The organism is Streptomyces sp. NPDC005302 (genome assembly GCF_040607345.1).
In the GTDB taxonomy this organism is placed as follows: domain Bacteria; phylum Actinomycetota; class Actinomycetes; order Streptomycetales; family Streptomycetaceae; genus Streptomyces.
The window spans coordinates 444821-466859 of record NZ_JBEXGN010000004.1; the positions used below are offsets into that span (position 1 = coordinate 444821).

Annotated in this window: 17 protein-coding genes and 1 riboswitch; of the genes, 11 read left to right on the forward strand and 6 right to left on the reverse strand. The window is 73.7% G+C overall.

The window, feature by feature from the left end:
- The first annotated feature begins 114 nt into the window (after nucleotides 1-114).
- Nucleotides 115-828 carry a TetR family transcriptional regulator gene (locus ABZT74_RS08680; protein ID WP_356433807.1) on the forward strand — a complete coding sequence of 238 codons (714 nt, stop codon included), beginning with the start codon at nucleotides 115-117 and terminating at the stop codon, nucleotides 826-828.
- Nucleotides 829-890: 62 nt separating this feature from the next.
- On the opposite strand, the gene ABZT74_RS08685 is transcribed toward ABZT74_RS08680, so the two are convergent.
- Both ABZT74_RS08685 and ABZT74_RS08690 read right to left on the reverse strand, forming a co-directional pair.
- On the reverse strand, nucleotides 891-1124 hold the full coding sequence (locus ABZT74_RS08685; RefSeq protein ID WP_355877268.1) for a ferredoxin: 234 nt from the start codon (nucleotides 1122-1124) through the stop codon (nucleotides 891-893).
- A 2-nt stretch (nucleotides 1125-1126) separates the two neighbouring features.
- Complete coding sequence (locus tag ABZT74_RS08690) at nucleotides 1127-2584, reverse strand: aldehyde dehydrogenase (protein ID WP_356433808.1); 1458 nt, start codon at nucleotides 2582-2584, stop codon at nucleotides 1127-1129.
- Between the two features lie 198 nt (nucleotides 2585-2782).
- Between ABZT74_RS08690 and ABZT74_RS08695 the strand changes: the two genes are divergently transcribed.
- A complete protein-coding gene (locus ABZT74_RS08695; RefSeq protein WP_356433809.1) occupies nucleotides 2783-3862 on the forward strand; it encodes an MBL fold metallo-hydrolase in 1080 nt (359 codons plus the stop codon).
- Between the two features lie 93 nt (nucleotides 3863-3955).
- On the opposite strand, the gene ABZT74_RS08700 is transcribed toward ABZT74_RS08695, so the two are convergent.
- Nucleotides 3956-6028, reverse strand: a complete 2073-nt coding sequence (locus ABZT74_RS08700) for a hypothetical protein (RefSeq protein ID WP_356433810.1) — start codon at nucleotides 6026-6028, stop codon at nucleotides 3956-3958.
- A 298-nt stretch (nucleotides 6029-6326) separates the two neighbouring features.
- On the opposite strand from ABZT74_RS08700, the gene ABZT74_RS08705 reads away from it, so the two are divergent.
- Complete coding sequence (locus tag ABZT74_RS08705) at nucleotides 6327-7469, forward strand: serine hydrolase domain-containing protein (RefSeq protein ID WP_356433811.1); 1143 nt, start codon at nucleotides 6327-6329, stop codon at nucleotides 7467-7469.
- Between the two features lie 99 nt (nucleotides 7470-7568).
- Here ABZT74_RS08705 and ABZT74_RS08710 read toward each other — a convergent pair whose 3' ends face one another.
- Nucleotides 7569-8237 carry a phosphotransferase gene (locus ABZT74_RS08710; RefSeq protein WP_355877254.1) on the reverse strand — a complete coding sequence of 223 codons (669 nt, stop codon included), beginning with the start codon at nucleotides 8235-8237 and terminating at the stop codon, nucleotides 7569-7571.
- A 99-nt stretch (nucleotides 8238-8336) separates the two neighbouring features.
- Nucleotides 8337-8400: riboswitch (cobalamin riboswitch) on the forward strand.
- Nucleotides 8401-8534: 134 nt separating this feature from the next.
- On the opposite strand from ABZT74_RS08710, the gene ABZT74_RS08715 reads away from it, so the two are divergent.
- The 6 genes from ABZT74_RS08715 to ABZT74_RS08740 all read left to right on the forward strand — a co-directional run bounded on the left by ABZT74_RS08715 (nucleotide 8535) and on the right by ABZT74_RS08740 (nucleotide 15064).
- Nucleotides 8535-9770, forward strand: coding sequence for a prenyltransferase/squalene oxidase repeat-containing protein (locus ABZT74_RS08715; RefSeq protein ID WP_356433812.1), 1236 nt, complete (start codon nucleotides 8535-8537; stop codon nucleotides 9768-9770).
- Nucleotides 9767-10423 carry an SCO2322 family protein gene (locus ABZT74_RS08720; protein WP_356433813.1) on the forward strand — a complete coding sequence of 219 codons (657 nt, stop codon included), beginning with the start codon at nucleotides 9767-9769 and terminating at the stop codon, nucleotides 10421-10423. Before ABZT74_RS08715 ends, ABZT74_RS08720 begins: the two co-directional genes overlap by 4 nt.
- 9 nt (nucleotides 10424-10432) lie before the next feature.
- On the forward strand, nucleotides 10433-11683 hold the full coding sequence (locus ABZT74_RS08725; RefSeq protein ID WP_356433814.1) for an energy-coupling factor transporter transmembrane component T: 1251 nt from the start codon (nucleotides 10433-10435) through the stop codon (nucleotides 11681-11683).
- Nucleotides 11680-13425: an ATP-binding cassette domain-containing protein gene (locus ABZT74_RS08730; RefSeq protein ID WP_356433815.1), complete on the forward strand. Its 1746-nt coding sequence runs from the start codon at nucleotides 11680-11682 to the stop codon at nucleotides 13423-13425. The genes ABZT74_RS08725 and ABZT74_RS08730 overlap by 4 nt, the downstream gene beginning before the upstream one ends.
- A complete protein-coding gene (locus ABZT74_RS08735) occupies nucleotides 13422-14273 on the forward strand; it encodes an ECF transporter S component (RefSeq protein WP_356433816.1) in 852 nt (283 codons plus the stop codon). Before ABZT74_RS08730 ends, ABZT74_RS08735 begins: the two co-directional genes overlap by 4 nt.
- Nucleotides 14274-14644: 371 nt before the next feature.
- Nucleotides 14645-15064: a transglycosylase SLT domain-containing protein gene (locus tag ABZT74_RS08740; RefSeq protein WP_356166095.1), complete on the forward strand. Its 420-nt coding sequence runs from the start codon at nucleotides 14645-14647 to the stop codon at nucleotides 15062-15064.
- A gap of 177 nt (nucleotides 15065-15241) precedes the next feature.
- Here the strand turns inward: ABZT74_RS08740 and ABZT74_RS08745 are convergent, their stop codons facing one another.
- Nucleotides 15242-16411, reverse strand: a complete 1170-nt coding sequence (locus ABZT74_RS08745; RefSeq protein ID WP_355877234.1) for a steroid 3-ketoacyl-CoA thiolase — start codon at nucleotides 16409-16411, stop codon at nucleotides 15242-15244.
- A 329-nt stretch (nucleotides 16412-16740) separates the two neighbouring features.
- On the opposite strand from ABZT74_RS08745, the gene ABZT74_RS08750 reads away from it, so the two are divergent.
- Nucleotides 16741-17985: a cytochrome P450 gene (locus tag ABZT74_RS08750; RefSeq protein WP_355877231.1), complete on the forward strand. Its 1245-nt coding sequence runs from the start codon at nucleotides 16741-16743 to the stop codon at nucleotides 17983-17985.
- A 142-nt stretch (nucleotides 17986-18127) separates the two neighbouring features.
- Here the strand turns inward: ABZT74_RS08750 and ABZT74_RS08755 are convergent, their stop codons facing one another.
- Complete coding sequence (locus ABZT74_RS08755; protein WP_356433817.1) at nucleotides 18128-20176, reverse strand: bifunctional glycosyltransferase 87/phosphatase PAP2 family protein; 2049 nt, start codon at nucleotides 20174-20176, stop codon at nucleotides 18128-18130.
- A gap of 405 nt (nucleotides 20177-20581) precedes the next feature.
- Between ABZT74_RS08755 and proP the strand changes: the two genes are divergently transcribed.
- Nucleotides 20582-21973, forward strand: a complete 1392-nt coding sequence (proP, locus tag ABZT74_RS08760; RefSeq protein ID WP_355877225.1) for a glycine betaine/L-proline transporter ProP — start codon at nucleotides 20582-20584, stop codon at nucleotides 21971-21973.
- The last annotated feature ends 66 nt before the right edge of the window (nucleotides 21974-22039 follow it).

A 22039-nucleotide genomic window follows, 5' to 3' on the forward strand; every position in this document is an offset into this window, starting at 1 on the left:
TGGATCAGGTGATTCACGCCACGACCGCGCGGCGGGGTCGGCTGGTCCGCGGCGCGGCGGACGGCCCTGCCGTGCCGACTCCTCGCTCCCTAGCCGATGTCACGGAACGGACCCATGTCTGCGGAAGCCAAGGCGGACTCGAAGAACGCGCGACCGGCGCCGGGGGCCGGCACGCCTGCCACGCCCTCCGGCGCGCGCCACGCGCCCACGCACTCCACCCCGCACATCACCTCCCGCCCGGCGTCCGCGCCGCTCACCGAGCGGCAGGAGGCGCGCCGTCGCCGGATCCTGCACGCGAGCGCGCAACTGGCCAGCCGGGGCGGCTTCGACGCCGTGCAGATGCGCGAGGTCGCGGAGTCCTCGCAGGTCGCGCTCGGCACGCTGTACCGGTACTTCCCCTCGAAGGTGCATCTGCTGGTCGCCACGATGCAGGACCAGCTGGAGCACATGCACGGAACGCTGCGCAAGCGGCCGCCGGCCGGCGAGAGCGCCGCGGAGCGGGTGGCGGAGACGCTGATGCGGGCGTTCCGCGCCCTCCAGCGCGAGCCGCACCTCGCCGACGCCATGGTCCGGGCGCTCACCTTCGCCGACCGCAGCGTCAGCCCCGAGGTCGACCAGGTGTCCCGGCAGACCACGGTGATCATCCTGGACGCGATGGGCCTCGACGACCCGACCCCGGCGCAGCTCTCCGCGGTCCGCGTCATCGAACACACCTGGCACTCGGCCCTGATCACCTGGCTCTCCGGCCGCGCCTCGATCGCCCAGGTCAAGATAGACATCGAGACGGTCTGCCGCCTGATCGACCTGACGGCCCCGGAGGAACGGTAGGGACCGGCCGCCCGCACGCGGGACCGTGCGGGCCACCGGCTGCCCCTGCCGTCCCCCGCCCCCTACTCCTCCGGCGGGAACACCGGCTCCCGGCTGCCGAGCAGGGTGATCATGATCGCTTCGACCGGGCAGCCCTCGGCCGCCTCCAGGATCTGTTCGGTGGCGTCGGTCTCCGGGGTGACGGGGTGGGACTGGCGGGCGGTGTCGAGGTGGAAGGCGTCCGGGGCGTGGTGGACGCACTGGGCGGAGCCGATGCAGACGGACCGGTCGACCTCGACCTGCCAGCGGTCGCCCATCCTCACGCCTCCCAGCCGGCCGGCAGGTGGATCATCTTGTGCTCCAGGAACTCGCCGAACCCCTCGGGTCCGAACTCCCGGCCCAGGCCCGAGTTCTTGTAGCCGCCGAACGGGCCGAGCATGTCGAGGCTGAAGGTGTTGACCGAGTAGGTGCCGGTGCGGACCTGGCGGGCGATGTCGATGCCGTGGGCGACGTCCGCCGTCCAGACGCTGCCGCTCAGCCCGTAGTCGGAGTCGTTCGCGATCTTCACGGCCTCGGTCTCGTCGCCGTACGGGAGCAGGCAGATGACGGGACCGAAGATCTCCTCGCGGGCGATCCGCATCGAGTTGTCGACGTCGCCGAACAGGGTCGGCTCGACGTACCAGCCGCGGTCGAGGCCCTGCGGGCGGCCGCCGCCCGCCAGGATCTTGGCGCCCTCCTCCTGGCCGATGCGGATGTAGTCGAGGTTGCGCCGCCGCTGGCGCTCGGCGACGAGCGGGCCGACCTGGGTCGCCGGGTCGAGCGGGTCGCCCACGACCAGCGCGTTCGCGGCGCCGGCGAAGGCGTCCGCGAACTCGTCGTAGCGCGAGCGCGGGACGAGGATGCGGGTCTGGGCCACGCAGGCCTGGCCGTTGTTCATCCAGGCCGCCGAGACGATCCCCGGCACCGCCGTGTCGAGGTCCGCGTCCGGCAGCACCACCGCCGCCGACTTGCCGCCCAACTCCAGGGTCACGCGGGTGAGATGACGCGAGGCGACCTCCATCACGCGTCGGCCCGCCGCGACCGAGCCGGTGAAGGAGACCTTGTCGATGCCGGGGTGTCCGACCAGGTACTCGCTGACCTCGCGGTCCGCCGGGAGGATCGACAGCACCCCCTCGGGCAGTCCGGCCTCCTTCGCGATCTCCCCGAGCAGGTAGGCGTCCAGGGGCGATTCGGGCGACGGCTTGAGGACGACGGTGCAGCCGGTGAGCAGCGCGGGCGCGAGCTTCGCCGCCGCCACGAACTGCGGGACGTTCCACGGCACGACGGCCGCCACCACTCCCACCGGCTCCCGCCGCACGATCAGCTTGCCGAGGACCCCGTCGCGCGCCTCCTCGTACGGGTAGCCGCGCGCGACCGTGATCGCCGCGTCCCAGACCATCATCGCGCCGAGGGCCTGCGCGAGGACGCTCCACGAGTAGGGGGAGCCGTTCTCGGAGGAGATGACGCGGGCGATCTCCTCGTGCCGTACGGCGATCGCGTCCTTGATGCGGGTGACGACCGCGATCCGCTCGTCGAGGCTCATACGCGGCCAGGGCCCCTCGTCGAACGCCTCGCGCGCCGCGGCGACGGCCCGGTCGACGTCCGCCGTCGCGGCGTGCGGCACCCGTCCGATGACCTCCTCGGTGTGCGGCGAGATCACCTCGATGACGTCCTTGCCCAGGGGGTCGGTCAACTCCCCGCCGATGAACAGCTGTCCGTGTTCCACGAGCTCGGTCATGGCCGACTGCCTCCCAGGGACGCTCACTGCCAGCGCTTCTGACGCTTCATCAGATACGAGAACTGATACCAGTTCCGGTCACATGAGTCCACGGCGCGGACCCGACCGGCGAACACCACGTACAGGACAGTCGACTTGGGCTCCCATTGGAACCCGTTCTAGTTATAGTGTCCGCAACTCGGCGATGGGTGGGAGCGCATGGCGCAGGTGAGCGATCACGGCGGGGGCGTACGGTCGATCCGCGTCCCCATCCCCGACAACCCCCTCGGTCACACGCTCGTCTACCTGCTCGACTCCGACGCGGGACCGGTGCTCGTCGACACGGGCTGGGACGACCCCGCGTCCTGGGACACCCTCGCCGAAGGACTGACGGCCTGCGGCACCTCCGTCGAGGAGATCCACGGCGTCGTCATCACCCACCACCACCCCGACCACCACGGACTGTCCGGCCGCGTCCGCGAGGCGTCCGGCGCCTGGATCGCGATGCACGCGGCCGACACCGCGATCGTCCGGCGCACCCGGGAGAACCGCCCCGAGCGCTGGTTCGCCTACATGGTCGCCAAACTGGAGGCGTCCGGCGCCCCGGAGGACCACATCGCCCCCCTGCGTGAGGCGGGCACCTCCCTGCGCCGCCCCAGCACACTGCCGGGTTTCTCCCCCGCGCTGCCCGACCGCGAGATCGTCCCCGGCGAGTTCCTCCCGCTGCCCGGCCGCCGGCTGCGCGCGGTCTGGACCCCCGGCCACACCCCGGGCCACGTCTGCCTCCACCTGGAGGAGGAACACCCCGCCCGGCTGGCGGGCAACGGCCGTCTGTTCTCCGGCGACCACCTGCTCCCGAGGATCACCCCGCACATCGGCCTGTACGAGGACCCCGACACCCACGGCCGCCCCCCGTACGCCGACGGGGACGAGGGCCTCGCGGAGATCGCCGACCCGCTCGGCGACTACCTCGACTCCCTGGAGCGCGTCGGCCGGCTCGGCCCCGCCGAGGTGCTCCCGGCCCACCAGCACGTGTTCACCGACGCGCCCGCCCGCGTCGCCGAGCTGCTCAGCCACCACGAGGAGCGCCTCACCGGTCTGCTGACCCTCCTCGCCACCCCGCTCACCGCCTGGCAGATCGCCGAGCGCATGGAGTGGAACCGGCCCTGGGCCGACATTCCGTACGGGTCACGGAACATCGCCGTCTCGGAGGCCGAGGCGCATGTACGGCGCCTGGTGAAACTGGGCCGGGCCGAAGCGGTGGCGGGCACCGATCCGGTGACGTACGCGGCGACCTAGCGCCCCGGCGCCCACAGCCCCGAGTCCCCGCCCGCCCGCCGCCTCGCCCCCTGCCCGTACGCGGCTCCGGCGGCAGCTCCGGCGGCGCGGTCCTCACCCGCCGTGCGCCGCGAAGTCCAAGCCCTCCTCGTACGGCATGGCGCGCCCCCGCGCGTACGCCTGCTCGTAGGCCCGGTCGCCGATCTCGGCGCGGACGCGGAGCTCGTGCGAGCGGCGGGTGGCGATCAGGTCCGGCGAGTCCATCTGGGCGCGCCCGGTCAGCTCCCACACGCGTTCGCCGATGCCGAGGAGGCGGGCCGCGCGCCGGCCGTCGCCCGCCGCGACGACCCCGGCGGCGAGCACGTCCAGGGCCATGGCCGCGCCCACGGTGTTGTGCAGCAGGGCGTGCCCGGCCAGGGCGGTGCGGGCGTTCACGACGGCGGCGGCGACATCGCCGCGGACCAGGTCGGCCTGGGCCACGACGCCGTCGGCGAAGGCCCCCGCCCACGACTCCCCGCACGCCCGGCTCGCCGCGCGCACCTCCTCGGCGACCGCCCGCGCCCGCTCGTCGTCGCCGCGCAGCAGGTGCGCGAAGGCGAGCGCCACCCGGACCTGGAGCTGCGCGGCCCCGAGCGCGTCCCGCCGCACCGGCAGCCGGGGGGCCGCGTCCAGCACCTCTACCGCCTCGGACAACCGCCCGCTCAGGGCGAGTTGGCCTCCCTTGAGGTACACGGCTGCCACCACCGCCACCGGGTCGCCCTGCGCGTTCGCCGCGTCGGCGCAGCGCACCGCCCAGTTGGCGGCGGCCTCCAGATCCCCCTGGAGCAGCGCGACCGCGCCCCGCGTCCACGCGGCGCGGGTGCGGTCGGGCCCGGCGGGCGCGTCGGCGGCCAGCACGAGATCGAGACAGTGCTGGGCGTCGCGCAGCGCGCCGCAGTGCCGCCACAGGAAGGCGACGTCGGCCGCCATCTGCAGGGCGACCGGTCCGTCGGGCTCGGTGAGCGCGCAGTCCACGGCCGCGCGGAAGTTGGCGTGCTCGGTGAGGGTGCGCTCGCACCAGGCCGCCTGGCGTCCGGTGTTCCACTCGGCGCAGCCCTCGCGGGCCAGCCGCCGGAAGTGGTCCCGGTGCCGCATCCGTACGGTGTGCTCCTCGCCCAGCGCGCGCAGCCAGTCGGCGCCGAACTCCCGCACGGTGTCCAGGAGTCGGTAGCGGGAGGGGTCGTCGGTCCGGCGGCGCACGATGGACTGCTCGACGAGCCGGGCGAGCAGTCCGGGGATGCGCCCGGCGGGCAGCGGGCCACCGGCGCAGACGTCCTCGGCGTCCCGCGCGCCGAAGCCGCCGGCGAACACCGACAGCCGGGCCCAGAGCAGTCGTTCCAGCGGGGCGCACAGTTCGTGGCTCCAGCCGATGGCCGTGCGCAGGGTCTGGTGGCGGGGCGGTCCGTCGCCGTCGCGGGCGGCGAGCAGGTCGAGCCGGGACGGCAGCCGCTCGCCGAGCAGAGCGCACAACTGGTCCAGGGTGAGGTCCACGAGCCGGGCGGCGGCGAGTTCGAGGGCGAGCGGAATGCCGTCGAGGCGTCGGCAGACGGCCTCCACGGCGGGGCGGTCGGCGGCGTCGAGGGTGCGGCCTGCGTCGGCCGCGCGGTCGGCGAACAGCGCCACCGCGTCGTCGGCGACCGGCAGGGGATCCAGCCGCAGGACGCGTTCGCCGGGCAGGCCGAGCGGTTCACGGCTGGTGACGAGGACGCGCAGGCCCGGCAGCAGGGGCAGCAGCGCCTCGGCGAAGGACACGCAGTCCGCGAGGACGTGCTCGCAGGAGTCGAGGACCAGCAACAGCCGTTTCCCCGCGGCCCATGCGGCGAGGATCTCGGGGACGGGCCGGGTGGACCGGTCGGAGAGGCCCAGCGCCTCCACGACCGCGAGGCCGACCAGGCCGGCGGTGTGCAGCGGCGACAGCTCCACCAGCCAGACACCGTCCGGATAGTGGTGCTCGGCCCGGCCCGCCGCCCGCAGGGCGAGCCCGGTCTTGCCGACTCCGCCGGCACCGACCAGGCTGACCAGCCGGTCGATCCCGATCCCCGGGTCCAGCTCCGCTTCCAGCAGGCCGAGTTCCTCGCTCCGGCCGACGAAGCTCCGCGTCTGCGGGGTCAGGTTGCCGGGCCGCCCACCCGTCGTCTTGTCGGACACGCGCACCAGTGTGACCACAGGACACGCGCCCGGTGTCCCGCTCCGCGCACTCGGACAGAAAGGCCGCACACCGAGACCGGTTCCGGGCATCTTCGGGCGCGATGCGGTCGGCTCTCCACCGGACGGACACCATCGACGGAACGGGTGGCCCCGACGCTCCGCCCGGGCCCACCGTGCCCCGGTCCCGTCGGCCCCTCCGCCTCACCGGCGCGTGCCGGACCGATGATTCCCCCGCGGCCCGGCAGTCTCAGTACCGACAGAGGACGGAACCAGGGACCGGTACGGAAGGTGCGAATCGATGAACAGCCTGCGCGACCTGCTCCAGGGATACGTCGACGACGGCACGGTGCCGGGAGCGGTGGCCCTGGTGGCACGCGGCGACCGGGTCGACGTCGAGGCCGTCGGGTCGCTGGACGTCGAGGGCAGTGCCCCGATGGCCCGGGACTCGATCTTCCGGATCGCCTCCATCGGCAAACCGGTGGTCGCCGCCGCCGTGATGATGCTGGTCGACGACGGCACCATCGCCCTGGACGACCCGGTCGACGCGTGGCTGCCCGAGCTGGCGAAGCCCGCGGTCGTCCGGACGCCCGCCTCCCCGGTCGACGACGTGGTCCCGGCGCGGCGGCCGATCACCGTCGCCGACCTGCTCTCCTCCCGGGCCGGCTGGGGCTTCCCCTCCGACTTCACGCTGCCGCAGGTGCGGGCGCTGTTCACGGTCCAGCCGGACGGCCGCAAGCCCGACGCCCTCCCGTCGCCCGACACGTGGCTCGCGGACCTCGCGCGGGTTCCGCTGCTCTACCAGCCGGGCGAGGCCTGGCTGTACAACACCTGCTCCGACCTTCAGGGGGTGCTGGTCTCCCGGGTCGCGGACCGTCCGCTGCCGGAGTTCCTCTCGGAGCGGGTCCTGGAGCCGCTCGGCATGAAGGACACCGCGTTCGAGGTGCCGGCGGCCCGGCGCGCCCGCTTCACCAGCTACTACCGGCCCGACGAGGAGGGCGGCCTCACCCTGGCCGACGGCTCCGACGGTGAGTGGAGCGCCCTGCCGGCCTTCCCCTCCGGCGCCGGCGGCCTGGCCTCCACGGCGGACGACTGGCTGGCCTTCGCCCGGATGCTGCTCGCCGGCGGCACGGTGGACGGCCGCTCCCTGCTGTCCGCCGACTCCGTACGCCGGATGACCACCAACCACCTCACCCGGGCCCAGCGCGACATCGGCGCACTGTTCCTGGAGGGCCAGGGCTGGGGCTACGGCGCCCAGGTCGACATCGCCCCGACCGAGCCGTGGAACGTCCCCGGCCGCTACGGCTGGGTGGGCGGCACCGGCACGACCGGCCACCTCGTCCCGTCCACCGGCACGGTCGCCCTGCTCCTCACCCAGACCGGCATGACGGGCCCGGCGCCCACCCCCCTGATGCGCGACTTCTGGCGTGCGACGGCCGGATGAGTCCGGGCTCGTGCGGCCCGCGGGCAGTGCCTCCTGCCGCCCGCGTCGCCGCGCGGCGGGGGGGGGGACCGCCCCCGGTCCGGTGAGGCAGCCGCCCGTTCAGTGCCCGCCGAGCACCACCCGGATCAGTTCCTCGGCGTCCCCGAGCAACTCGACCTCGCGTTCACTCATCGTCGGGTTGGCCGCCCGCCGCCGCAGCGCCTCGGCCAGAGCGGTGTCCGTCACCTGGTCCTCGTTCGCGTCGAGCAGGGCGTCCAGCGTCTCGCCCGCCACGTCGCCGATCGGCCCGCCGCCCACCGCGACCTGGGCGAGGATCACCGCGGACATGGCCCAGTCGAGGCCGGGCGGCCCCTCCTCGGCGTTGGCCCAGTCGATGACCTTGGGGCCGTCCGGGGTCAGCATCACGTTGTCCGGATGCAGATCCAGGTGCAGGACACGGACGGCGGGATCGGCGGAGAGGCGCGCGGGCACGGCGTGCAGCCGGCGCAGCAGCCGGGCCAGGACGAGACCCGCCTCGGAGGCCGAGAGCAGCCCCTGCCCGAACGCCTCCAGCATGGTCGGCCCCGGCAGCCGCTCCATCACCAGATCGGCGCGGGTCGCGGCCCGCACGCCGGGCACCGGATAGCCGTGCTCCTGGACGTGCCGCATGACGGCGGCCTCGGCGGTCGCGTCGCCCCAGTCGCCACGCTCCCGGCGCAGCACCCACGCCTCGTCGATCTCGTAGACGTCCGCCGAACGCCCCGAACCGATCAGTCTCCCCGTCCGCATGGCCCGAACCTAGCCCCACCCCGGGCGGGCGCACAGGCGGCACGAAGGTCCGTTCGTACGGCCGGTAGAGTGAGCCCGTCGTCATCACACCCGTACGAGGAGAAGCCGGTGCAAATCCGGCGCTGACCCGCAACCGTGAGCCGCTTCGGCGGTGAGCCGGATCGCCTCGCCCGGGATGTGACCGGCTCGTGCCCTCGGCAGCCCGCCGACGGCCGGCACCGTCGAGGGATACGGAGCCGGAGCCGCCCGGGAGAGCGTTTCGCGCCCGGTGCTGCCCGGCTCCCCGCAGGGAGAGTCATGTTCGTTCGCCGCACCGCCGCGGTACTGGCCGCCACCACCGCGATCGGAGCGGTGCTCGCACCGGCCGCCCTCGCGGCGGACTCCTCCCCCTCGCCGTCGACGGCGACGCCCTCCGGCCTCTACGGCTCCGCCGACCCGACGTACGACGGGGTGTGGCGCCAGTCCCTCGCGCTGCTCGCCCAGCACACCGTCGGTGTCCGGCCCGCCGCGAAGGCCGTGGACTGGCTGACCGGGCAGCAGTGCTCGAACGGCGCGTTCGCCGCGTTCCGCGCGGACGCCTCCGCCGCGTGCGACGCCAAGACGCAGGTCGACACCAACAGCACCGCCGCCGCCGTCCAGGCGCTCGCCGCGCTCGGCGGGCACGACGACGCCGCGGGCCGGGCCGTGACCTGGCTGAAGTCCGCGCAGAACAAGGACGGCGGCTGGGGCTACATGGCCGGCGGGCCCAGCGACACCAACTCGACGTCCGTCGTGATCGGCGCGCTGCACGCGGTCGGCAAGAAGCCCCAGAGTGTCTCCAAGGACGGCAAGTCCCCCTACGACGCGCTGCTGAAGCTGTCCCTGCCGTGCAAGGGGAAGGGTGACGGCGCGTTCGCCTACCAGCCCGACAAGAAGGGCGGGCTCGCGGCGAACGCGGACGCGACCGCGGCGGGTGTGACGGCCGGCATGGGCCAGGGCTTCGTGGCGCAGACCGGGAACGCGTTCGCCCTCACCGGGTGCGTCGTCGCCGACACCCCCGACATGGCGGACGCGGCGGGGAACGGCGCCAACTACCTCGCCGGGGCGATGGCGAAGACCTCGTACCTGACGTCCGCGCTCCCCGGTGCCGATGACCAGCCCGACTACGGCAACACGGCCGACGCGGTCGTGGCCCTGTCGGCCATCGGCGCGACGAAGGACACGAAGAAGCCGCTCGCCTGGCTGGAGAAGAACTCCGCCGCCTGGGCCGCCAAGTCCGGCCCCGCCGCGTACGCGCAGCTGATCTTCGCCGCGCACAGCGCCGGCACCGACCCGCGTGACTTCGGCGGCCAGGACCTGGTCGCGAAGCTGAACGCGACGGGCCCGGCGCCGAGCACGGCGGGCGCCTCGGCCACGCCGAGCGAGAAGAAGGACGACGAGAAGAAGGACGACGGCGGCGGGCTCGGCGTGTGGTGGATCGTCGGTGTCGGCCTGGTCGCCGGTATCGGCATCGGCTTCCTGATCAGCGCCCGCAACAAGAACCGGCAGCTGTGACCGTCCGTCGGACGACCGCGCCGGCCCTGGCGCTCGCACTCGCCCTCCTGCTCCTCGTCCTCGGCGGCGCGGGGCAGGCCCGGGCGGTCGGCTACCGCTACTGGTCCTTCTGGGACCTGGCCGGCGGGAAGTGGACGTACGCGACCCAGGGCCCGTCGACCGCGCGGCCGTCCGACGGTGACGTCGAGGGCTTCCGCTTCGCCGTGAGCGAGGACTCCCGGCACGCCGTGCAGCCGCGCGGGGAGCGGGAGTTCGCCACGATCTGCGCCGGCACCGCCGCCGAGCGGGGCAAGAAGCGCGTGGCGCTGGTCATCGACTCCGGTACGGCCGCGGACGCGCCGTCCGGCGAGCGCCCGCCCGCCGCGCGCACCGTCTGTGCCCGCGTCGCCCCCGACGCGACCACCGCGGAGGCGCTGGCCTCGGTCGCCAAGCCGCTGCGCTACGACACCAACGCCCTGCTGTGCGCGATCTCCGGATATCCGCGCACGGGCTGCGGCGACCAGGTCTCGGCGTCCCGGCCCACCGCGTCCGCCCGTCCGGGCGCCGCCGAGCCGTCCGGTCACGGTCCTTCGGTCGGCCTGTGGGCCGGCGTGGCCGCGGTGGCGGCGCTCGGCGCGGCGGCCGTCCGGCAGGCCCGCCGCCGCAGGAGCTGAGCACCGGCCATGAACACCGGCGACCGTGCACATCCCACCGCCGCGACCACGGACCACGGCCGCCTGCGCCGTCCCGCGGGGCGTCGGGTCTCCGGCCTGCCGGAACAGGGCCGGGAAACCGAGGGCGGACCGGCCGGGCACCCCGGATCCCCTGCCCGGGCGCCGTGGTCGAACCGCGCGGGCGCCCTGCACCCCGGTGCCTGGTGGATCTGGGCCCTGGGCCTCGGCACCGCGGCCTCCCGCACCACCAACCCCCTGCTCCTCGCCCTCCTCATCGCCGTCGCGGGCTATGTGGTGGCCACCCACCGCAGCGACGCGCCCTGGGCCCGTTCCTACGCCGCCTTCGTGAAACTGGCCGGCGCGGTCCTGCTCATCCGGCTGGCCTTCGCGGTGATCCTCGGCTCGCCCATCCCGGGCACGCACGTGATCGTCACCCTCCCCGAACTCCCGCTGCCGCACTGGGCGCAGGGCATCCGCATCGGCGGCCGGGTCACCGCCGAGGGTGTGGTCTTCGCGCTGTACGACGGCCTGAAGCTGGCCACCCTGCTCGTCTGCGTCGGCGCGGCGAACGCCCTCGCGAACCCGGCGCGGCTGCTCAAGTCGCTCCCGGGGGCGCTGTACGAGGCGGGTGTCGCGGTGGTCGTCGCGCTGACCTTCGCACCGCATCTGATCGCCGACGCCCAGCGGCTGCGCGCCGCACGCCGGCTCCGGGGACGTCCCGACCGGGGGCTGCGCGGTCTGCTGCACGTCGGACTGCCGGTCCTCGAGGGCGCGTTGGAGCGTTCGGTCGCGCTGGCGGCCGCCATGGACGCGCGCGGCTACGGACGGACGGCACAGGTCCCGCCCGCCGTCCGCCGCACCACCGGCGCCCTCACCCTGGGCGGGCTGCTCGGCGTCTGCGCGGGCACCTACGGGCTGCTGACCGCCGAGGGCGGCACGTACGGGCTGCCGGTGCTGCTGGCCGGGCTCGCCGCGGCGCTCGGCGGCCTGTGGCTGGGCGGCCGGCGTTCCCTGCGCACCCGCTACCGGCCCGACCCGTGGGGGGTGCGGGCCTGGCTGGTCGCCGGATCGGGCGTGGCCGTGGCGGCCCTGATGATCGTGGCCGCGTCGGGCGACCCCGCCGCCCTGCGCCCCGGTGTCGTCCCGCTGGTCGCTCCCGCCCTGCCGCTCGGGCCCGCGGCGGCGGTCCTGCTGGGCCTGCTTCCCGCCTTCGCGGCCCCGTCCCCCCAGCGAACCCCGTCACCGGAGGAGCCCTCATGATCCGCTTCGAGGACGTCTCCGTGACGTACGCCGGCGCGGCCGGACCCGCCGTCCGGGGAGTGGATCTCGACGTCCCGGAGGGTGAACTCGTGCTGCTCGTCGGCCCGTCCGGGGTCGGCAAGTCGACGGTGCTCGGCGCGGTGAGCGGACTGGTCCCGCACTTCACGGGCGGAACGCTGCGCGGCCGGGTCACCGTGGCGGGACGGGACACCCGCACCCACCGGCCGCGTGAACTCGCCGACGTGGTGGGCACGGTGGGCCAGGACCCGCTGTCCCACTTCGTGACGGACACGGTGGAGGACGAACTCGCCTACGGCATGGAGTCGCTCGGCCTCGCGCCTGCGGTGATGCGGCGCCGCGTCGAGGAGACCCTCGACCTGCTCTCCCTGACGGACCTCCGGGACCGTCCGATCGCCACCCTGTCCGGCGGCCAGCGCCAGCGCGTCGCGATCGGCTCGGTGCTGACCCCGCACCCCCGGGTGCTGGTCCTCGACGAGCCCACCTCGGCGCTGGACCCGGCCGCCGCGGAGGAGGTCCTCGCCGTCCTCCAGCGCCTCGTCCACGACCTCGGCACGACGGTCCTGATGGCCGAGCACCGCCTGGAGCGCGTCGTCCAGTACGCCGACCGGCTCGCCCTCCTCCCCGCGCCCGGAGCACCCCTGACGCTGGGCACGCCGGCGGAGATCATGGCCGTCTCCCCGGTCCGCCCGCCGGTGGTGGAGCTGGGCCGGCTGGCCGGCTGGTCCCCGCTCCCCCTGACCGTCCGCGACGCCCGCCGCCGGGCGGAACCCCTGCGCGAGCGCCTGGCGGCAGTCCGCGGGACGCGGCAGTCCCCCGGCGCCGCAGCGCCGACGGGAATCACGGCACCGCACGGCCCGACGGGGCACCCGGCGGCCGCCGCACCGGCGGCTCCCTCCCGCTCCCTGCGCGCCCGCCTCCTCGGCAGGCGCACCCCCGACACCGACCCCGCTCCCGCCTCGTCCGACCCGGCCGGGGTGGCCGTCGTCCGCTCGCTGGCCGTCCGGCGCGGACGCGTGGAGGCGCTGCGCCGGGTGGACCTCACCGCCGGCCCCGGCGAGACGATCGCGCTGATGGGCCGCAACGGTGCCGGGAAGTCGACGCTGCTCGGGGCGCTGGTCGGGCTGGTCGAACCGGCGGCGGGGTCCGTACGGGTCGGCGGCGCGGTGCCGCACCGCACGGCGCCCCGTGATCTCGTACGCCGCGTGGGACTCGTACCCCAGGAGCCGAGGGACCTGCTCTACGCGGACACGGTGGCCGCCGAGTGCGCGGCGGCCGACGAGGACGCCGGGGCCACGGCAGGGAGCTGCCGGGCGCTGGTGTCGGAGCTGCTGCCGGACATCGCGGACGACACGCACCCCCGCGATCTGTCCGAGGGTCAGCGGCTGGCCCTGGCGCTGGCCGTGGTCCTGACGGCCCGGCCCCCGCTGCTGCTGCTCGACGAGCCGACCCGCGGCCTGGACTACGCGGCGAAGGCCCGGCTGGTGGCCGTGCTGCGCGGGCTGGCCGCCGAGGGGCACGCCATCGTGCTGGCCACCCACGACGTGGAACTCGCGGCGGACCTGGCCCATCGCGTGGTGATCCTCGCGGACGGCGAGGTCGTCGCCGACGGGCCGACGGCCGAGGTGGTCGTCGCGTCGCCGTCCTTCGCCCCGCAGGTCGCCAAGATCCTGGCGCCCGAGCCGTGGCTCACTGTCGCCCAGGTCGCGAAGGCCCTCGCATGAGCACCCCGGAAACGGCCGGGACCACCGCCCCGCCCGTGCAGCCGCAGGCCAGAGCCGTCCGCCTCGGCCCGCGCTCCGTCGCCGCCCTGGCCCTGGTCAGCGCGACCGGAGTCGCCGGGTTCGGCTGGCCGCTCCTCGCGGGACCGGGTTCGCGGGTCGGCGCGCACGCCCAGGACGCCCCCTGGCTGTTCGCGGGGCTGCTGGTCCTGCTGGTCGCGGTCGTCGCGGCGACGATCTCCGAGTCGGGGCTCGGCCCGAAGGCGGTCGCCATGCTCGGCGTGCTGGCCGCGACCGGCGCCGCGCTGCGCCCGGTGGGGGCGGGGACCGCGGGCATCGAGCCGATGTTCTTCCTGATGGTGTTGAGCGGGCGGGTGCTCGGGCCGGGCTTCGGGTTCGTGCTCGGCTCCGTGACGATGTTCGCCTCCGCCCTGCTCACGGGCGGGGTGGGGCCCTGGATGCCGTTCCAGATGCTGGCCATGGGGTGGTTCACGATGGGGGCGGGTCTGCTGCCGGGACCCGACCGGCTGCGCGGCCGCGGGGAGCTGCTGATGCTCGCCGGGTACGGGTTCCTGGCCGCCTTCGCGTACGGCACCGTCATGAACCTGTCCGGCTGGCCCTTCATGGACGCGCTGGCCTCGAACGTCGCCTTCGACCCGCACGCCGCCCTGCCAGCGAACCTCTCGCGGTTCCTGGCCTACTGCCTGGCCACGTCCCTCGGCTGGGACCTGGGCCGCGCGGTCGTCACCGTCGTGCTGACCCTGACGCTCGGCGCGACCCTCCTGAAGGCGCTGCGCCGGGCCACCCGCCGGGCCGCCTTCGAGAGCCCCGTCACGTTCGACCCCCACTGATCCGCGACCCACGTCACACCGGTGCGGGACACCTCGTGGGGACCCGCGCACCCTCCGTCACGCGCGGAGTGAGGCGGCCCACAGGACTTAGGTCACCTACGAAGCCGCCTCGTAGCCTCACCTCATGGCATGGACGCGTCGAAACCGGCCCTGACCTGGGGTTTGAGAGCCAGGTCACACAGGGGACTTTCACCGCGGATGCGACCACGACTAGTAAAAAGGGTCATTGCGGACAGCCGTCGAGCCTGTTTCTCTGGAGCAGTCGCCAGGCGCCGACGGCCCACCCGGGTCGCGGCGCCGACGTACGCCCCACCGCTTCACGTGGTGACGGCATGCGAGCGGCCTCATGTCCCCGAGGAAAAAGGTTCTCCGTGTCCGTCTCCGTCATCCGCCGTGCCGTCTCCTCCCCGAAGAAGGCCCTCGCCGGTGCCGCCGTGGCCGCTGCCACCGCCGGCATGGTCCTGGCCGCGGCGCCCGCCCAGGCCGCCACGCCGACCAGCGCCTCCTCCGCGAAGACGATCGCGCACAAGATGATCCCGGACTCCGGTCAGTACAACGCCTTCAGCAAGATCGTCGAGCACGAGAGCGGCTGGAACCCCAGCGCGACCAACTCCTCCTCCGGCGCGTACGGCCTGGTCCAGGCCCTGCCCGGCTCGAAGATGGCGTCTGCCGGCTCCGACTGGAAGACCAACCCCAAGACCCAGATCAAGTGGGGTCTCGACTACATGAAGTCCCGCTACGGCAGCCCGGCCGGCGCGTGGAACTTCTGGCAGGCCAACGGCTGGTACTGAGCCGGCCCACAAGCAGGCGGCGACCCCCGATCCCCGGGGCCGCCGCCTTCCGCATGCCCGGGGCCTCTTTCGCCCCCTGCGCCCGCCCGTCCCGAACCTGGGGACTCCGCCCCGGACCCCGCTCCCCGGACACCGGAGGGGCCGAGGTCCCGGCCGAGATCCCCCACCGGACGGCGCCTACAGCCGCTGGAGGATCGTCCCCGTCGCCAGCCCTCCACCCGCGCACATCGTCACCAGCGCGAACTCCTTGTCCTGGCGCTCCAGCTCGTGCAGGGCCGTGGCGATGAGCCGGGCCCCCGTGGCGCCCACCGGGTGCCCCAGCGCGATCCCGCCCCCGTTCACGTTCACCTTCGACAGGTCCTGCTCGAAGACCTGCGCCCAGCTCAGCACCACGGACGCGAAGGCCTCGTTGATCTCGACCAGGTCGATGTCCTTCAGGGACATCCCGGCCTTGCCCAGCACGGCCCGCGTCGCGTCGATCGGCCCGTCCAGGTGGAAGTGCGGATCGGACCCCACCAGCGCCTGCGCCACGATCCGCGCCCGGGGCCGCAGCTTCAGCGCCCGCGCCATCCGCTTGGACGCCCACAGGATCGCCGCCGCGCCGTCGGAGATCTGCGACGAGTTGCCGGCCGTGTGCACGGCGGTCGGCATCACCGGCTTCAGCCGCCCCAGCGCCTCCATCGACGTGTCACGCAGCCCCTCGTCCCGGTCGACGAGCCGCCACATGCCCTGCCCGGCCGCCTGCTCCTCCTCGGTGGTGGGCACCTGCACGGCGAACGTCTCCCGCTTGAACCGCTCCTCCGACCACGCGATCGCGGCCCGCTCCTGCGAGATCAGCCCGAGGGAGTCGACGTTCTCGCGCGTCAGCCCGCGGTGCCGCGCGATCCGCTCGGCCGCCTCGAACTGGTTCGGCAGATCGACGTTCCACTCGTCGGGGAACGGCTTGCCCGGACCGTGCTTGGAGCCGGACCCGAGCGGCACCCGTGACATCGCCTCCACCCCGCAGGAGATGCCGACGTCGATGACACCCGCCGCGATCATGTTGGCGACCATGTGCGAGGCCTGCTGCGAGGAGCCGCACTGGCAGTCGACGGTCGTCGCGGCCGTCTCGTAGGGCAGCCCCATGGCCAGCCACGCCGTGCGCGCGGGGTTCATCGACTGCTCGCCGGCGTGCGTCACCGTGCCGCCGACGATCTGCTCGACGCAGTCGGCGTGGATACCGGTGCGGCCGAGGAGTTCACGGTAGGTCTCGCCCAGGAGATAGGCGGGATGCAGATTGGCGAGCGCGCCACCGCGCTTGCCGATGGGCGTCCGTACGGCTTCGACGATCACGGGTTCCGCGGCCATGGGGGCTCGTCCTCTCCTCAGGCCTGCCCGGCGGCCAGGCCCAGCTGACCCGCGCAGCGCGGGGCGTCCCGGCCCACCCACCGCGCAGAACTAGAACGCGTACCAGTTCTGCGTGCAGTTTGCTGAGCGGACCCCCCGCGCCGCAAGGGTCGTGCAGCTCCCGAAGTCGTGATCTGCACGAATCCCGCACGGAATTGGGAGCCCCGCACCTCTTGCCACTTGTAGAACCCGTTACTACCTTCACGGCGATTCCCTGTTCCTGATGGACCGTCAGAACTCACCGAAGGAACGGGCCGTCACCACCGTATGCGCGAGACCTGGAGTTGCCGATGCCCTGTCCAGCGCTGCCCGACGGGTTCGATTTCACCGACCCCGACGTACTGCACCACCGCGTCCCCCTCCCGGAGTTCGCCGAGCTGCGGCTGGCCGAACCGGTCCGCTGGATCCCCCAGCAGCACGGCGTCGCGGGCTTCGGGGACGACGGCTACTGGGCCGTCACCCGGCACGCGGACGTCAAGTACGTCTCGACGCACCCCGAACTCTTCTCCTCGTTCCTCAACACGGCCGTCATCCGCTTCAACGAGCACATCCAGCGGGAGCAGATCGAGGTCCAGCGGCTCATCATGCTCAACATGGACCCGCCGGAGCACACCCGCGTCCGCCAGATCGTGCAGCGCGGCTTCACCCCGCGCGCCATCCGCTCGCTGGAGGACACGCTGCGCGCCCGGGCCGGCTCCATCGTCGCGAACGCGCTCGCGCAGGCCGGCCCCGACGGCGCCTTCGACTTCGTCACCCAGGTGGCCTGCGAACTGCCGCTGCAGGCGATCGCCGAGCTGATCGGCGTCCCGCAGGAGGACCGCGTCAAGATCTTCGACTGGTCCAACAAGATGGTGGCCTACGACGATCCGGAGTACGCGATCACGGAGGAGATCGGCGCCGATTCGGCCACCGAACTGATCTCGTACGCGATGAACATGGCCGCCGACCGCAAGCAGTGCCCGGCGAAGGACATCGTCAGCACGCTGGTGGCGGCGGAGGACGAGGGGAACCTCGCCTCCGACGAGTTCGGCTTCTTCGTCCTGCTGCTGGCGGTCGCCGGCAACGAGACCACCCGCAACGCCATCACGCACGGAATGCACGCCCTGCTCACCCACCCCGACCAGTGGGACCTCTACAAGCGGGAGCGCCCGAGGACCACCGCCGAGGAGATCGTCCGCTGGGCGACCCCCGTCGTCGCCTTCCAGCGCACCGCGACCCAGGACACCGAGCTGGGCGGGCAGCGGATCGCCAAGGGCGACCGCGTCGGCATCTTCTACTCCTCCGCCAACCACGACCCCGAGGTGTTCGAGAATCCCGAGGTCTTCGACATCACGCGGGACCCGAACCCGCATCTCGGATTCGGCGGCGGCGGCCCGCACTTCTGCCTCGGCAAGTCGCTGGCCACCCTGGAGATCGACCTGATCTTCAACGCGATCGCCGACGCGATGCCGGACCTGCGGCTCTCCGGCGACCCGCGCCGCCTCCGCTCCGCCTGGCTGAACGGCGTCAAGGAACTCCAGGTACGGCAGGCGTAGCGGGCGCCGCATCGCTCGGGCCGGCGGCCTCCCGGCATCCGCCGGCCCGTCCCGCGGGAGGCAGGGGCATCCCCCCGCGCCCTGCCCCTGCCTCCCCCGCGGCCGGCCGCCGCGGCCCCCGGCACGCGAGGGAGCGCCCGGATCAGCTCCGGATACGGCCCGTCACCGGGACCGGCCGTTCGTCGCCGACCTCGACCGGTTTCATCAGGGTCCGGGGCCGCGGGCCCTGGAGGAGGTGGGTCAGACCGAAGCCCGCGGCGACCACGGCGGCGCCGCCCACGGCGTCCAGGACCCAGTGGTTGCCGGTCGCGACGATCGCGGAGAGCGTGAAGAACGGGTGCAGCAGGCCCAGCGCCTTCATCCACCACTTGGGCGCCAGGATCGCGATGACGAGCCCGCACCACAGGGCCCAGCCGAAGTGCAGCGAGGGCATCGCCGCGTACTGGTTGGTGAGCGCCGTCAGCGTGCCGTAGTCCGGCTTGGAGAAGTCCTGCACCCCGTGCACCGTGTCGATGACGCCGAGGCCCGGCATCAGACGCGGCGGGGCGAGCGGGTAGAGCCAGAAGCCGACGAGGGCGAGCAGGGTGGCGAAGCCGAGGGCGGAGCGGGCCCAGCGGTAGTCGGCCGGGCGGCGCGCGTACAGCACGCCGAGGACGGCGAGCGGGACGAAGAAGTGGAACGACTCGTAGTAGAAGTCGAAGAAGTCGCGCAGGAACCCGATCCTGAACACCGCGTGGTTGACCCAGTGCTCGATGTCGATGCGCAGGAACCGCTCGATGGCGAGTATCTGGTCGCCGTGGTGCTCGGCGGTGGCCCGGCCCCCCGCGTTGGTGCCGCCGGTCGCCGCGAGCCTGACCTGCTGGTACGCGGAGTAGCCGACACGGATCAGGAGCAGTTCGAGCAGCAGGTTCGGGCGGGCGAGGACACGGCCGGGCAAGGGCAGCAGCGGCACCCGCTTCCACCGGGTGGGCACGGGCTCGGCGTACTCGGTGGGGACCGGCGCCCGGTAGTACGCGGAGGTCCGGGACAGGAACGGTACGAGGGTGGCGGCGGCCAGCGCGGCGATCAGCACCACGTTGTCGAGCACCGGGCGGAGCGCCGCCATGTTCGGCAGCATCATCTTCGCGGGCAGGGTCATGACCAGGACGACGGCGACGGGCCACATGTAGCGGTCCGAGGTCTTCCTGCCCACCCGGCCGACGACCGCGAGCAGCACCCACAGCAGCTGGTACTGCCAGGTGGTGGGCGAGACGGCCACGGCGACGCAGCCGGTGATGGCGACGGCGAGGAGAAGCTGCCCGTCGCGGGCGTAGAACACCGCACGGCGCAGTCCGAGGACGGCGACGGCCCCGCCGAGGGCGAGGAAGAGCCCGATCTCCAGCGGGCCGGTGAGACCGAAGCGCAGCAGCGCGCCGTGCAGGGACTGGTTGGCGAGATCGTCGGCGGCCCGGCCGAGTCCGACGCCCGCCAGGTGGTGCACCCAGTAGGTGTTCGAGTCGTGGGGCATCGCCGCCCAGGCGAGCGCGGTGAGGGCGGCGAAGGTGACGCCGGTGGAGGAGGCGGCGCGGCGGCGGCCGGTGAACCAGAGCAGCGGGGCGAAGAGCAGCAGGGTGGGCTGGAGGGCGGCCGCGAGACCGATCAGGGCACCGCAGGCCCGCTCTCCGCGGACGGCGAAGCAGCCGAGGAGGACGAGCAGGACCGGGATGATGCTGGTCTGGCCGAGGTAGAGGGCGTTGCGCACGGGCAGCGACAGCATCAGCAGGCTGATGGCCACGGGCGCGGCGAGCAGGGACGTACGACGGCTGACGGGCTGCGGCAGGGCGCGCGCGGCGACCAGGCCGAGCGCGACGACCAGCAGGAGGGTGCCGAAGGTCCAGCCCCAGCCGAGGGCCTGTTCGGCCGACCGGGTGAGGGGCTTGAGGACGAGTCCGCCGAACGGGGTGCCGGTGAACCGCGTCGAGTCGTACAGCGAGCCCTTCACGTGCAGCACGCCGTGGGGTCCGACCCAGGTCTCCAGGTCCGTCAGCCGGTCCGCCTTGGGGGTGCCGAGGACGGCGGCGACCTGCCGTGCGGCGAGGAGGGCGGCGACCACCCAGAGCCCGGCGCGGAGCGCGCGCAGCCGGGCTCTCGCCGTCTGCGCTCCCGCCGCGAAGGCATCTCCCGCTCGTCCGCCGTGCTCCACGTTCGCCACGCCTCGTCGACCCTCCCGCCCCCGCTGCTCCGTCATGTCCCGTGTGCCCGCATACGTCAGTCCTTATCAGGACCCTATGAGGCTCACGGCGCCCCCGCCGAGGGACACGGGCGACCCCCGCTCCACCCGCCGTCCGCCTCCCTTATGTCCGAATGACGATAGTCGTCCGAGAGGCCGGTTCCGTCCGGGGGCCGCGACATACCTCACAGACAGGGCGCCCGGCGGGCGCCCCGGAGCGCCGCGTCCTGCCTGCATACACCCCCTTTAGCCACGCTCGGCGACCGGCCGCGCACCCCACGTCATCCGGACGAGTGCCTCTAAGGTCGCTTTTCGGCCTGCCCCCGGGCAGGCCTCGGCTCCGCCTCCGGGCGGGCCGCGTCCCCGTCCCCTGCGGAAGGAAGGCCCTTGCCCACCGCGACCCCGGTAGCCCCCGCGACATCCGTCCAGGCCCCCGCCCGCCCGGCCTCCCCAGAGGTCACCGTCACCGACCCCGCGCTGGTCAAGCGCGCTGTGAAGGCGGCAGCGCTCGGCAACGCGATGGAATGGTTCGACTTCGGTGTCTACAGCTACATCGCGGTGACCCTGGGCAAGGTCTTCTTCCCCTCCGGCAACCCGACCGCCCAGCTCCTGTCGACCTTCGGCGCGTTCGCCGCGGCCTTCCTGGTCCGCCCGCTCGGCGGCATGGTCTTCGGCCCGCTCGGCGACCGCATCGGCCGCCAGAAGGTCCTCGCCGTCACGATGATCATGATGGCGGCGGGCACGTTCGCGATCGGTCTGATCCCGTCGTACGCCTCGATCGGCGTCGGCGCCCCGATCCTGCTCCTCGCGGCCCGTCTGGTGCAGGGCTTCTCGACCGGCGGCGAGTACGCGGGCGCCTCGACGTTCATCGCCGAGTACGCGCCCGACAAGAAGCGTGGCTTCTTCGGCAGTTGGCTGGAGTTCGGCACCCTCGCCGGATACATCGGCGGCGCGGGCCTGGTGACCCTCATGACCGCGCTGCTCTCCACGGAGGACCTGCTCTCCTGGGGCTGGCGCATCCCGTTCCTGATCGCCGGCCCGATGGGCATCATCGGCCTCTACCTGCGGATGCGCCTGGAGGAGACCCCGGCGTTCACCGCCGAGCTGGACAAGGCCGAGGCCGACCGCCCCAAGGTGCCGCTGCGCGAGATGATCACCGGCCAGTGGCGCGCGCTGCTGCTGTGCGTGGGTCTGGTCCTCGTCTTCAACGTCACCGACTACATGCTGCTGTCCTACATGCCGAGCTACCTGACCAGCGAGCTCAAGTACGACGAGACGCACGGTCTGCTCGTCGTCCTCGGTGTGATGGCGCTGATGATGATCGTGCAGCCCTTCGCCGGCGCGCTGACCGACCGGATCGGCCGTCGCCCGGTGATCGCCGCGGGCTGCGTGGGCTTCCTCGCGCTGTCCGTCCCCGCGCTGCTGCTGATCCGCCAGGGCAGCCTGGTCGCGATCGCCCTCGGCATGGGCGCCCTCGGTCTGCTGCTGGTCTGCTTCACCGCCGCGATGCCGGCCGCGCTCCCGGCGCTCTTCCCGACCCGGGTCCGCTACGGCTCGCTTTCCATCGGCTTCAACATCTCCGTCTCGCTCTTCGGCGGCACCACCCCGCTGGTGGTCACCGCCCTCATCGGAGCGACCGGGAACATGATGATGCCCGCGTACTACATGATGGCCGCGGCCGTCATCGGCGGTGTGGCCGTCTGGTTCATGTCGGAGTCGGCGGGCCGCCCGCTCCCGGGTTCCGCGCCCGCGGTGGAGCCCGCGCCCGCGCGCGACTGACGCCGCGCCCACCACCGGATCCGAGGCCGCGGGCCCCCCCCGCCCGCCCCCCCCCCAGCCGGCGAC